Raw genomic sequence first — 12,517 nt, 5'->3', positions numbered from 1 at the left:
CGCGCGGGCCGCGGGAGAACAATTCGTTTTTGGCGACTTCGAGCCTTCGCGCGGCGCGAAGGCTCAGGGTCTTAAAGGGCTCAGGGTCTCAGGAGCTCAATCAGGCCGGCCGAGGTGCTCCAGCACCGAGCGCGCGGCCACGGTCAGCTCCTGCTGTCGGCGCACGCACAGCAGGTGGCGGCGCATCGCCCAGGGGGCGTCCAGCTTCAGGCAGCGCAGCTTCATGTTCTGCAGCTGCGGCAGGATGGCCGCATAGGGCAGCACGCCGATGCCGATGCCCTGCTCCACCATGCGGCACACCATGTCGAAGCTGCCCACCTGCATGCGCACCTTCAGCGGCACCTGCGCTTCCAGCGCTGCGGCCAGCAGCACGCGGTGCAGCGCCGTGCCTTCGCGCACCACGATGTGGTCGTACACCAGCACCTCGGCCACGCCGATGCGCTTGCGCCGCGCCAGCGGATGGTCGCGCGCGATGACCACGGCCAGCTCGTCGGTGCGGTACGGCAGGCACTCCAGGCCGTCGGCCTGGGTGTGGCCCTCGATCACGCCGATGTCGGCCAGCCCCGCCTGCACGGCCTTCACCACCTCGGTGCTGGCGCGCTCCTGCAGGTCGATCTTCAGCACAGGGTGCAACCGCAAGAAGGAGCCGATCTGCGCGGGCAGGAACTGCGCGATGGCCGAGGCATTGGCCGTGATGCTCACCACGCCGGCCACGCCGTTCTGGAAGTCGTCCAGCTCGGCGCCCAGCCGGTCCATGGCCGAGAGCACCGAGCGCGCGTGCAGCAGCAGGCCGTGGCCCGCCGACGTGAGCGTGACGCCGCGCGCATGGCGCACCAGCAGCGGCAGCCGCGCGCGGGCCTCGAGGTCGGAAATGCGCTTGCTGGCGGCGGCCAGCGCGATGTGGCAGCGCTTGGCGCCTTCGCTGATGCTGCCGTGGTCGGCCACGGTGACGAACAGGCGCAGCGACTTCAGGTCGGCGGACATGGCTTGGGTGCCTTCAGGGTGCGACGAGGTGGTCGAACAGCTCGCGCGCGGAGGCCGGCAGCTGCTCGCGGTTGCGCGCGATGAGCTTGAGCTCGCGCTCGGCCCAGGCGTCGCTGAGCGCCACGGTGGCGATGCGCATGGCCATCGACAGCCGCTGCGCCGAAGACGCCGGCAGCACGCCGACGCCCACGCCCGCTTCGATCATCAGGCAGATGGCCTCGAAGCTGCTGACCTGGATGCGCGGGTTGAAGCCGCGGCCCGCCAGCTCGGCGCGGCGCTGCAGAAAGCGGTGGATGGCGCTGCCGTGGTGCAGGCCCACGTGCTGCTCGTCGAGCGTGTCGGCGAAGGCCACCGAAGCCGCGCCGGCCAGGTGATGCGCCACGGGCACCACCAGCACCAGCTGGTTGCTGCCGAAGGCGCGCGCGTCGAAGTCGCCGGTGTGCACGTCGCCGGCCAGGATGCCGATGTCGGCCTCGCCGTCGGCCACGGCGCGCACGATTTCCTCGCTCAGGTATTCGCGCAGGTCCACCTGCACCGCCGGGTGCTGCGTGAGAAAGCCCGCGAGCTTCTGGGGCAGGTATTCGGTGATGGAGGTGGTGTTGGCGAACACCCGCACGTGGCCCTTGATGCCCTTGCCGAAGTCCTGCATGTCGCAGCGCAGGTGCTCCATCTGCTGCATCACGCGCTTGGCGTGGTACAGCACGGCCTGCCCCGCGGCCGTGAGGCTCACGCCCTGCGCGCTGCGGTGCAGCAGCTTGCCGCCTACGGCTTCTTCCATCTGCTTGATGCGGGTGGAGGCGGCGGCCAGGGAAATGCAGGCCTTCTCGGCGCCGCGCGTGAGGCTGCGCGCCTCCGCCACGTAGACGAACAGTTTCAGGTCGAACAGGTCGAAGTGCAGGTTCACCGGAGGGGCCACAGGAAAGCGGGAGGAACGCGCATTGTCCGGCGCATCGAGCCACATATACAGCCGCATACACAGCCGCGCATGGCGCCGCGCACAGAGCCGCCCATCACCCGGCTGAAGGCGCTGCGCACGCCCCGGCCTACTGCCGCGCGGTGCGGATGTTCGCCGGCAACGCCTGCGGCCAGCTGGTGCGGAAGGGGTTGATGTCCAGCCCGCCGCGGCGCGTGTAGCGCGCGTACACCGCGAGCTTGACCGGCTTGCAGCGGCTCCAGATGTCCGTGAACATGCGCTCGGCACAGGGCTCGTGGAACTCGTTGTGGTTGCGAAAGCTCACGATGTACGCGAGCAGCCCGGCCTGGTCGATGGGCGGGCCGCTGTAGCGGATCTGCACGCTGCCCCAGTCGGGCTGGCCGGTGACCAGGCAGTTGCTCTTCAGCAGCCGGCTGGTCAAGGTTTCGTTCACGTGCACCTGCGTGGTGTCACTGCTGAGCAGCTCGGGCGCGGGCTGGTAGTGGGTGCACTCGATGTCCAGGCGGTCGAGGTCGAGCCCGTCGAGCTCGTGCACCGGCTCGCGGTCGAACAGGTCGGGCGCCAGCAGCGTCACGCCGATGCCGCCCGAGCGGTCGCTGCCGCGCCAGGCGGCCTCGGCCAGGTCGGTGCGCAGGTGCTCGCGCACTTCGTCGACGCTGGCGAAGGTGCTGTTGTTGAAGCTGTTGAGGTAGAGCTTGAAGCTCTTGCTCTCGATGATGTTGGGCGTCTCGCACGGAATGGTGAAGTGCGCGATGGCCAGCTGCGGCTTGCCGCGGGCGTTGAGCCAGCTGACCTCGAAGGCGGTCCACAGGTCGGCGCCGAAGAAGGGCAAGGCGTCGGGCTTGATGCCCATGGCCTCGCGCTGCGTGGCGCGCGCGATGGGGAACAGCAGCGTGGGGTCGTAGCGGTCGGCGTAGGCGGAGGCGCGGCCGAGCTGCGATTGCTCGGGGGTGTTGGTGTTGTGGAGCGTTTCGGGGTTGTGGGGGTTGTCGTGGCTCATGGGGCTGTGTCCTTGGCGAACGCGGTGTCCGCGGGGTGCGCCGTGTCCGCGGTGTCCGCGGCGTGGGCGAACGGGGCGATGTGGTTGGCGAGGATGGTGCACACCTCGGGCGGCAGGTCGTGGCCCATGCCGGGAACGGCGACGAACCTGGCGCCCGGAATGCGCTTCGCCGTGTCCTGGCCGCAGGCGATGGGCACCAGCGCATCGGCGTCGCCGTGCAGCACCAGCGTGGGCACGTGGATGCGCGGCAGCACCTGCGGGCGTTCGGCGTCGGCGCCAATGGCGAGCATCTGGCGCATCAGGCCGGCCGGATGGTACGAGCGGCGCAGGCCGAAGGTGAGGCGCTCGGCCAGCGCTTCGTCGGTCTGCGGATAGGCCGGGCTCTGGATGAGCCGCAGCAGCCGGATGCTGTGCGCCACCAGATCGCTCTCGCTGCGCCCGCGCGGCCGGCGCATGAGCATGGCGGCCACTTCGCGGCGCGGGCCGGGCAGGCCGCGCGCGCCGCTGGAACTCATGATGCTCACGAGGCTGGCCGTGCGCTGCGGCGCGGTGGCGGCCAGGCGCTGGGCGATCATGCCGCCCATCGACGCGCCCACGATGTGGGCCTTTTCGATGCCCAGCGCGTCGAGCACTCCGATCGAGTCGAGCGTCATGTCCTGCAGCGTGTAGGCCGAGTGCACCTTCAGCCCGAGCCGATGGCGAATCGTTTGCCACACCACGTTGCCGGTGCCCGCATGGTCGAAGCCCTGGCTCAGGCCGATGTCGCGGTTGTCGTGGCGCACCACGCGAAAGCCCGCGTCCACCAGCTGCTGCACGAAGGCGGTGGGCCAGGCCACCAGCTGCATGCCCAGGCCCATGATGAGCAGGATGACGGGGCGGCCCTCGCCCCCGGTGTCGTCGACTTCGATCTGCAGTCCGTTGGCGGTGACTTTCATCCGGTCCTTGGGTCCTTGGTGTGAGGGGGTCTACTGGCTGTCTACTTGAACTCGCGCTCGCGCAGCCACTTGGTGGCGACCCACTTCTCGCCCGCCAGCACCGGCGCGCCGCCGTGCAGCGTGCGGGTGACGGGGTCGGGCCGGTCGTAGCTGAAGAACACGCCGGTGCCGCGCACGGGCGCCACCTCGAGGCCCACGTCGGGGAAGGTGGTGGCACCGCCGCCCTCGGGCTCCTGCAGGTACATGACAAGCGTGGCCACGCGCTGGCCGCCGCGCTTCAGGATGGTGGGCGTGCCGCTCTCGCCGGGGTCGAAGTAGTCGTAGTGCGGGCGGTACTGCGCGCCGGGGGCGTAGCGCAATATCTGCAGGCCCTCGCCGAACTCGAGCGGCCAGCGCAGCAGCGTGGCGAGGCGCTGCTCCAGGCGAGCGACGGTCTCGTTCTCGCCGCGCTCGAAAAACATGCCGTCGCTGGTGCGGTCGACGTTGAGCACCTCGCCGCCGGTGCGGGTCTCCACGGTGAGCGAGCGCGCCAGGCGCACGCGCGCCGCGGCGATCAGGCTGTCGCACTCCTCGTCGGACAGCAGATTGCCGAACACCACCACGCGCGGGTGGCGCATGGTCTGCAGCACCTGCACGCGGCGGTCGCCGGCGTCGATGTACAGCGGCGCGCCGTCCAGGTCGGGCCCGGGCATTTCTGTGCGCGCGGGCGCCAGCGCCACCTCGACGTTGGGGAAACCGGCTTCGAGCTGTGCCAGCGCCACGTCGGCGGCAGCGTCGTGCCAGCCGGCCGCGCGCATCGAAGCGCGCAACGCTGGCACCGAGTGCCCGGCCGCGAGCTGGGCCACCAGCCATTCGCGCAGCTCCGGGCTGATCGGTTGGGACATCAGACTTTCCTCCTGAACACCAGCCTTTCGGCCGTGGATACCTCTGCGGCGAAACCATAACCTTCGAGGTCGAACTTTTCCAGTGCCTTGGGCGTGGCGGCCTTGTGCTGCACGGCCCAGCGGGCCAGCAGGCCGCGGGCGCGCTTGGCGAAGAAGCTCACGATCTTGTACTTGTCGCCCTTCCACTCCTCGAACACGCATTCGACCACGCGGGCCTTGAGCACCTTCCGGTCGACCGACTTGAAGTATTCCTGCGAAGCGACGTTCACCACCACCGGCGTGCGGTCGGCCGCCAGGCGCTCGTTCAGGTGCTCGGCGATGCGCGAGCCCCAGAAGGCGTACAGGTCCTTGCCGTGGCGGTTGGCCAGCTGGGTGCCCATTTCGAGGCGGTAGGGCTGCAGCAGGTCGAGCGGGCGCAGCAGGCCGTACAGGCCGCTCAGGATGCCGATGTGGTCCTGCGCCCAGGCCAGCTGCGCCGGGGTGAGCGTGCGGGCGTCGAGGCCTCCATACACATCGCCGTCGAAGGCGAAGGCCGCCTGGCGCGCGTTCTTCAGGGTGCTCTTGCTGGCCCAGGCCTCGTAGCGGGCCACGTTCAGCGCGGAGAGCTTGTCCGACAGGTGCATGAGCTCGGAGACCTGCTGGGGCGACTTCTCGCGCAGCAGCTTGATCAGCTCGACCGAGGGGCCGCGGGCGGATTCGAAATGGGGTTGGGTGGCGGGGATTTCGGAGGGGACCGGGGTGTCGTAGTCGAGCGACTTTGCAGGGGAGAGCAGGAAGAGCATCCCGGAATTATGAGTGGCTGCCGTGACGCGGAACGGCGCCGGTAAAATCCCCGGCAATCCCACCCTGTCACCAACGGCACCCGAGGGTGCCGTTTTGCATTCCCCATGAGCGAACCCATCACCCCCCCTGCCCAACCCGGCCTCGACAGCCTGTCGAAATCCTTCGAACCCGCCGCCATCGAGGCGCACTGGGGCCCGGAATGGGAAAAGCGCGGCTACGCCAAGGCGGGCTTCCGCGGCACGCAGCAACCCAAGGACGGCGCCGACGCATTCGCCATCCAGCTGCCGCCCCCCAACGTGACGGGCACGCTGCACATGGGCCATGCGTTCAACCAGACGATCATGGACAGCCTCACGCGCTACCACCGCATGAAGGGCGACAACACCGTGTGGGTGCCGGGCACCGATCACGCGGGCATCGCCACGCAGATCGTGGTGGAGCGCCAGCTGCAGGAGCAGAAGGTCAGCCGCCATGACCTGGGCCGCAAGAACTTCGTGGCGCGCGTGTGGGAATGGAAGGAAAAGTCGGGCAACACCATCACCGAGCAGATGCGCCGCATGGGCGACACGGTCGACTGGAGCCGCGAATACTTCACCATGGACGACGACCTCTCGAAGGTGGTGACCCACACCTTCGTGAAGCTGTACGAAGAAGGCCTGATCTACCGCGGCAAGCGCCTGGGCAACTGGGACCCGGTGCTCAAGACCTCGGTGAGCGACCTCGAGGTGGAAAGCGAAGAGGAAGACGGCTCGCTCTGGCACATCGCCTACCCGCTGGAAGACGGCAGCGGCACGCTGACCGTGGCCACCACCCGCCCCGAGACCATGCTGGGCGACACCGCCGTCATGGTGCACCCGGAAGACGACCGCTACAAGCACCTGATCGGCCAGCGCGTGAAGCTGCCGCTGGTGGACCGGCTGATTCCGATCATTGCCGACGACTACGTCGACAAGGCCTTCGGCACGGGCGTGGTCAAGGTCACGCCGGCGCACGACTACAACGACTACGCCGTCGGCCAGCGCCACAAGCTGGAGGTGATCGGCATCCTCACGCTGGACGCGACCATCAACGACAACGCGCCCGAGAAGTACCGCGGGCTGGACCGCTTCGTGGCGCGCAAGGCCATCGTGGCCGACCTGGACGCGCTGGGCCTGCTGGTCGAGGTGAAGAAGCACAAGCTGATGGTGCCGCGCTGCGCGCGCTCAGGCGCCATCGTGGAGCCGATGCTCACCGACCAATGGTACGTGGCCATGACGCGCCCCGGCGCCGACGGCCAGTCGATCGCGCAGAAAGCCATCGACGTGGTGAAGTCGGGCGAGGTGCGCTTCGTGCCCGAGAACTGGGTCAACACCTACAACCACTGGATGGAGAACATCCAGGACTGGACCATCTCGCGCCAACTCTGGTGGGGCCACCAGATTCCGGCCTGGTACGACGAGGACGGCAACGTGTACGTGGCCGAGAACGAGGCCGACGCGCAAGCCAAGGCGCCGGGCAAGACGCTGGTGCGCGACGAGGACGTGCTCGACACCTGGTACTCGTCGGCCCTGGTGCCCTTCTCTTCGCTGGGCTGGCCCGGGAAGACGCAGGACCTCGAGCTGTACCTGCCCTCCACCGTGCTGGTGACGGGCTACGACATCATCTTCTTCTGGGTCGCCCGGATGATCATGATGACCAAGCACTTCATCGGCAAGGTGCCGTTCAAGCACGTGTACATCCACGGCCTGGTGCGCGACGCGCAGGGCAAGAAGATGAGCAAGTCCGAAGGCAACGTGCTCGACCCGGTGGACCTGATCGACGGCATCCAGCTGCCCGAGCTGCTCGACAAGCGCACGCAGGGCCTGCGCAAGCCCGAGACCGCGCCCGCGGTGCGCAAGAACACGCAGAAGGAATTCCCGGAGGGCATTCCGGCCTTCGGCGCCGATGCGCTGCGCTTCACTTTCGCCTCGCTGGCATCCCTGGGCCGCAGCATCAACTTTGACTCGAAGCGCTGCGAGGGCTACCGCAACTTCTGCAACAAGCTCTGGAACGCCACGCGCTTCGTGCTGATGAACTGCGAAGGCCAGGACTGCGGCCTGCTGGAGCACACCAAGGAAGACTGCAAGGTCGGCGGCCCGGCCCACGGCTACCTGAAGTTCAGCCGCGCCGACTACTGGATCGTGTCGCAGCTGCAGCGCGTGGAAGCCGAGGTGGCCAAGGGCTTCGAGGAATATCGCCTGGACAACGTGGCCAACGCCATCTACCAGTTCGCCTGGGACGAGTTCTGCGACTGGTACCTGGAAATTGCCAAGGTGCAGATCCAGACCGGCGACGATTCGCAAAAGCGCGCCACGCGCCGCACGCTCATCCGCACGCTGGAAACGCTGCTGCGCCTGGCGCACCCGGTGATTCCGTTCATCACCGAAGAGCTGTGGCAGAAGGTGTCGACGGTCGCGGGCCGCGAGGGCGCGTCGATCATGGTGGCGGCGTATCCGAAGAGCCAGCCCGAGAAGATCGACGAAGCCGCCGAGGCGCACGTGGCACGGCTGAAGGGCCTGGTCGACGCCTGCCGCACGCTGCGCGGCGAGATGAACGTGTCGCCCGCCATGCGCCTGCCGCTGTACGCGGTGGCCGACGATGCCGAGGGCGCGGCCTTCCTGCGCGAATCGGCGCCGGTGCTGCAGGCGCTGGCCAAGCTCAAGGAAGTGAAGGTCTTCGACGACGAGGCCTCCTGGCAGGCCGCGGCCGAGGCGGCGCCCGTGGCGGTGGTGGGCGCGGTGCGCCTGTGCCTGCACATGGAGATCGACAAGGCTGCGGAGAAGCTGCGCATCGGCAAGGAAATTGCGCGCATCGAAGGCGAAATTGCCAAGGTGCACGGCAAGCTGGGCAACGAGGCCTTCGTGGCCAAGGCGCCGCCTGCGGTGATCGACCAGGAGCGCAAGCGCCTGGCCGACTTCAGCGCCACGCTGGAGCGCCTGCGCGACCAGCTTGTGCGCCTCGGCTGACAGACGTGTGAAATCGGGGGCGTTTAGGATGCTGGTTCAGCAATTGCTTGCTGTTCCAGCGCGCCCGGCGCACTTACTTACCTTCTTCCAACAAAACTGAAGCAGAACCTGCCCATGTCCACACCATCGACACGTATCCGCAAGGCTGTATTTCCCGTGGCGGGCTTTGGCACCCGCTTTCTGCCCGCCACCAAGGCACAGCCCAAGGAAATGCTGCCGGTGGTGGACAAGCCGCTGATCCAGTACGCCGTGGAAGAAGCGTATGCCGCGGGCATTCGCGACATGATCTTCGTCACGGGCCGCAACAAGCGCGCCATCGAAGACCATTACGACACCGCCTACGAGCTCGAAAGCCAGCTCGAGGCCAGCGGCAAGACCGCCCTGCTGAACATCGCGCGCTCGGTGATGCCCGACGACATGACCTGCTCGTACGTGCGCCAGCCGCGCATGCTGGGCCTGGGCCATGCCGTGCTGTGCGCCGAGCACCTGGTGGGCAACGAGCCCTTCGCCGTGCTGCTGGCGGACGACCTGATGGTCGGCCCCGTCGGCGGCCAGCCGGTGCTGGCGCAAATGACGGCCACCTTCGACCGCCTGGGCAGCTCGCTGCTGGCGGTGCAGGAAGTGCCGCTGGAACACGTGAAGCGCTACGGCATCGTGGCCGGCGACGCCATCGAGGACGGCCTGGTCAAGGTCAGCCACATGGTGGAAAAGCCCAAGCCCGAAGACGCACCGTCGCGCCTGGGCGTGGCCGGCCGCTACATCCTCACGCCGGGCGTGTTCGCCGAGATTCGCAACCAGCCCAAGGGCGCGGGCGGCGAGATCCAGCTGACCGACGGCATCGCTGCGCTGATGAAGAAGGAATCGGTCTACGCCTATTCGTACAAGGGCATCCGCTACGACTGCGGCAGCAAGGAAGGCTTCCTGCAGGCCTCCGTGGAGCTGGCGCTGGCGCACCCCGAGGTGGGCGCGGAGTTTCGCGAGTACCTCAAGAGCCTGAAGCTGTAAGCGTGCGCGTCAGCGCGCGGTTGCGCTGAACACGCTTGTGAAAAGGGCCGCTGCTGCGGCCCTTTTGCTTTTCTGCTGCCGGATCAGCGGCGCTTCAGGACGTGGATGAAGTCGCTCCCCACCGTCTGCTGCTCCACCAGTTCGTTGCCCGTCTGGCGCGCGAAGGCCTGGAAGTCGCGGATCGATCCGGGGTCGGTGGACACCACCTTGAGCAGCTGGCCGCTCGCCATGTCGTTGAGCGATTTCTTCGCCTTGAGGATGGGCAGCGGGCAGTTCAGGCCCCGCGTGTCGAGTTCGCGGTCGACTTCAGCTGGCATTGCCTGGCTCCGGCGGCAGGTTCAGGCCGCGGCGGCGCTCTTCGTTTTCCGCCGCGGTGAAGAACACCGGCTCGTGCCCGCGCGTGCGCAGCCAGTCGGCCAGCGCGTAGCCGGTGCCGGCGGGCCAGCACTTCAGGTCCGGCAGGTCGTACAGGCGGTAGTCGACCAGTTCGGGCGAGAGCTTGACCTCGCCGTCGGCCACGACGTGGTACGCGATGATGATCTGGTTCATGCGCTGGAAGTCGTAGGCCCCCACCAGCTTGGTGGCGCTGACGTCGAGGTTGGTTTCTTCCTTCACCTCGCGCGCGATGCCTTCCTCGGGCGTTTCGCCGGCTTCCATGAAGCCGGTGATCAGCGCGAACATCTTGCCCGGCCATGCCGCATTGCGCGCCAGCAGCACCTGGCCGCGGTACTCGACGATGGCGGCGAGCACGGGCGTGGGGTTGTTCCAGTGCGTGTGGCCGCAGTTGGGGCAGCGCAGCCGCTCCTTGGGGCCGCCGTCTTCCATCAGCGCGATCCACTCGAGCGGCGTGGCGCAGACCTGGCAGAACTTGGGATGGGGCATGGAAGTCTCTTTTCATTTTATGGCCGCGCCTGCTGGCGAGCGAGCGGGCGGATGGCGGGTTGACGGGTACTGCGGGGTGCTGGCGCTTTGGGTCAGGCGGGGAACACGCCGGTGGAGAGGTAGCGGTCGCCGCGGTCGCAGACCACGAACACGATGGTCGCGTTCTCGACCGTCTTCGACACCTCGAGCGCGGCCCACAGGGCACCGGCCGCCGAAATGCCTCCGAAGATGCCCTCTTCGCGCGCCAGGCGCCGGCACATTTCCTCGGCGTCGTCCTGGGTCACGCTGATTTCCTGGTCGACACGGCTCGGGTCGAAGATCTTGGGCATGTACTCGGCCGGCCACTTGCGGATGCCCGGAATGCGGGAGCCCTCGGCCGGCTGCGCGCCGATGATGCGCACCGCGGGGTTCTTCTCTTTCAGGAAGCGCGACACGCCGGTGATGGTGCCGGTGGTGCCCATCGCGCTCACGAAGTGCGTCACCTTGCCCTTGGTGTCGGCCCAGATCTCGGGGCCGGTGGTCTCGTAATGGATGCGCGGGTTGTCGGGGTTGGCGAACTGGTCGAGCACGCGGCCCTTGCCCTGGCCGACCATCTGCTCGGCCAGGTCGCGGGCATATTCCATGCCGCCGCTCTTGGGCGTGAGCACGAGCTCGGCGCCGAAGGCCTTCATGGTCTGGGCGCGCTCCACGGAGAGGTCCTCCGGCATGATGAGCACCATGCGGTAGCCCTTGATGGCCGCGGCCATGGCCAGGGCGATGCCGGTGTTGCCGGAGGTGGCTTCGATCAGCGTGTCGCCGGGCTTGATCTCGCCGCGCTCTTCGGCGCGCTTGATCATCGAGAGGGCCGGCCGGTCTTTGACCGAACCCGCGGGGTTGTTGCCTTCGAGCTTGCCGAGAATCACGTTGCCGCGCTTCGCGTTTTCTGCTGCATGGATGCGTTGCAGTGCGACCAGGGGGGTCTTGCCGATGGCATCTTCGATCGTCGGATAATTCATGGCAGCCACTGTGCCATAATTTTGGGCTTGCTTCAGAACCCTGCCCGGGTGGTGAAATTGGTAGACGCAGGGGACTCAAAATCCCCCACCGAAAGGTGTGCCGGTTCGATTCCGGCCCCGGGCACCACACTTTGGCGGTCTGACCCGCAGGCCGCTTCCTGCAAACCGGTGTGCACCGTTGGATAAGCCAACCGCACCCGCAATTCGCGCTTCAGCCGCGTGTTGTCCAGCAGGCGCGACTCCCCCATGAAACTCAGCAGCTGCACCGACAATTGCCGCTCGGCCTCGCCGCGCGCGACGCGCGGCGGGCGGGGCATGCCGTACAGGTCGGCCGCCAGGTCGATGTAGTCGCCCATGCGCAGCTCGGTGTCGTCCGACGCATGCACGATGCGCTGCGGCTTGCCGCGGAACAGCGCCGCCACGCACGCGCGCGCCAGGTCGTCGGCGTGGATGTGGTTGGTGTACACGTCGTCTTCGCGCCGCAGCACAGGTGTGCCGCGCTCCAGGCGGGCGCGGGGCGTGCCGTTCTCGCGGTCGGGCGCGTAGATGCCCGGAATGCGCAGGATGCTGGCGCGCACGCCGGCGCTGCGGCCCAGCCATCGCACGGCGCGCTCGGCGTCCACGCGGCGATGGGCGCGCGGGGTGTCGGGCCGCACGGCGCGGGTTTCGCTCACGTGGGCGCCTTCGCAGTTGCCATACACGCCGCTGGTCGAGCCATAGACGATGGTCGAAGGCACCGAGCGCAACCGCAGCGCGCGCGCCAGCGCCGTGGTGCGCTGGTCGCGCCACCAGGCGGCGCCGCCGTCGCGCGCGGGCGGGGCCAGGTGCAGCACACGGGTGGCGATGCCCGCGAGCCGGCGCAGGGTGGCCGCGTCGTCCAGGTTGCCAAGCAGCGGTCGGATGCCGGCCGCGCGCAGGCCGCCCACGCGGTCGGCCGAGGACGTGAGCGCGACGAGTTGCATGCGGCCTCTGAGCTCGCGCGCCACGCGTTGGCCGACATCGCCGCAACCGACGATCAGGAGGCGCTCGCGCCGGAACCGCGCCGGCAGGGCGCCGGAGGGGCTATTGATTGAAGGCAAAATCTTGGTTCCTGTCCGAATTCAGTTGCTCCCGAGCCTGCCCGCAAGCCGG

The 12,517-nt window shown here is 68.2% G+C and carries 11 protein-coding genes, 1 tRNA gene and 1 pseudogene; 3 read left to right on the top strand and 10 right to left on the bottom strand.

What is annotated here, in order from left to right:
* Positions 1-96: 96 nt before the first annotated feature.
* The 6 genes from QTI51_RS02130 to yaaA all read right to left on the bottom strand — a co-directional run bounded on the left by QTI51_RS02130 (position 97) and on the right by yaaA (position 5,519).
* Positions 97-984, bottom strand: a complete 888-nt coding sequence (locus tag QTI51_RS02130) for a LysR family transcriptional regulator (protein ID WP_116908376.1) — start codon at positions 982-984, stop codon at positions 97-99.
* Positions 985-997: 13 nt separating this feature from the next.
* Positions 998-1,888, bottom strand: a complete 891-nt coding sequence (locus QTI51_RS02125) for a LysR family transcriptional regulator (RefSeq protein ID WP_116908377.1) — start codon at positions 1,886-1,888, stop codon at positions 998-1,000.
* Between the two features lie 139 nt (positions 1,889-2,027).
* Entirely contained in the window at positions 2,028-2,918 is an 891-nt protein-coding gene (queF, locus tag QTI51_RS02120) for an NADPH-dependent 7-cyano-7-deazaguanine reductase QueF (RefSeq protein WP_116908378.1), read from the bottom strand.
* The gene (locus tag QTI51_RS02115) at positions 2,915-3,853 is read right to left on the bottom strand and encodes an alpha/beta fold hydrolase (protein WP_116908379.1); all 939 of its coding nucleotides are present in this window, start codon (positions 3,851-3,853) and stop codon (positions 2,915-2,917) included. Before QTI51_RS02115 ends, queF begins: the two co-directional genes overlap by 4 nt.
* 41 nt (positions 3,854-3,894) lie before the next feature.
* A complete protein-coding gene (locus tag QTI51_RS02110; protein WP_116908380.1) occupies positions 3,895-4,737 on the bottom strand; it encodes a 2OG-Fe(II) oxygenase in 843 nt (280 codons plus the stop codon).
* Positions 4,737-5,519, bottom strand: coding sequence for a peroxide stress protein YaaA (yaaA, locus tag QTI51_RS02105; protein WP_116908381.1), 783 nt, complete (start codon positions 5,517-5,519; stop codon positions 4,737-4,739). The genes QTI51_RS02110 and yaaA overlap by 1 nt, the downstream gene beginning before the upstream one ends.
* A gap of 105 nt (positions 5,520-5,624) precedes the next feature.
* Here yaaA and QTI51_RS02100 point away from each other — a divergent pair, with 105 nt between their 5' ends.
* Complete coding sequence (locus QTI51_RS02100; protein WP_116908382.1) at positions 5,625-8,504, top strand: valine--tRNA ligase; 2,880 nt, start codon at positions 5,625-5,627, stop codon at positions 8,502-8,504.
* 114 nt (positions 8,505-8,618) lie between these two features.
* Positions 8,619-9,509, top strand: coding sequence for a UTP--glucose-1-phosphate uridylyltransferase GalU (gene galU, locus QTI51_RS02095; RefSeq protein WP_116908383.1), 891 nt, complete (start codon positions 8,619-8,621; stop codon positions 9,507-9,509).
* Between the two features lie 83 nt (positions 9,510-9,592).
* Here the strand turns inward: galU and QTI51_RS02090 are convergent, their stop codons facing one another.
* The 3 genes from QTI51_RS02090 to cysM form a co-directional block, all read right to left on the bottom strand.
* Positions 9,593-9,826, bottom strand: coding sequence for a sulfurtransferase TusA family protein (locus tag QTI51_RS02090; RefSeq protein WP_116908384.1), 234 nt, complete (start codon positions 9,824-9,826; stop codon positions 9,593-9,595).
* Positions 9,816-10,391: an NUDIX domain-containing protein gene (locus tag QTI51_RS02085; protein WP_116908385.1), complete on the bottom strand. Its 576-nt coding sequence runs from the start codon at positions 10,389-10,391 to the stop codon at positions 9,816-9,818. The genes QTI51_RS02090 and QTI51_RS02085 overlap by 11 nt, the downstream gene beginning before the upstream one ends.
* 92 nt (positions 10,392-10,483) lie before the next feature.
* Positions 10,484-11,386 (bottom strand): cysteine synthase CysM, encoded by a 903-nt coding sequence (gene cysM, locus QTI51_RS02080; RefSeq protein ID WP_116908386.1) that lies wholly within the window; start codon positions 11,384-11,386, stop codon positions 10,484-10,486.
* Positions 11,387-11,428: 42 nt separating this feature from the next.
* Between cysM and QTI51_RS02075 the strand changes: the two genes are divergently transcribed.
* Positions 11,429-11,513, top strand: a tRNA-Leu gene (locus QTI51_RS02075).
* Positions 11,514-11,538: 25 nt separating this feature from the next.
* Here the strand turns inward: QTI51_RS02075 and QTI51_RS02070 are convergent.
* A pseudogene (locus tag QTI51_RS02070) lies at positions 11,539-12,465 on the bottom strand (SDR family oxidoreductase); the annotation flags it as partial.
* Positions 12,466-12,517: the final 52 nt, after the last annotated feature.

The organism is Variovorax sp. J22G73 (assembly GCF_030317035.1).
Classification (GTDB): Bacteria; Pseudomonadota; Gammaproteobacteria; order Burkholderiales; family Burkholderiaceae_C; genus Variovorax.
This window is presented reverse-complemented; position numbering and strand designations above follow the sequence as displayed.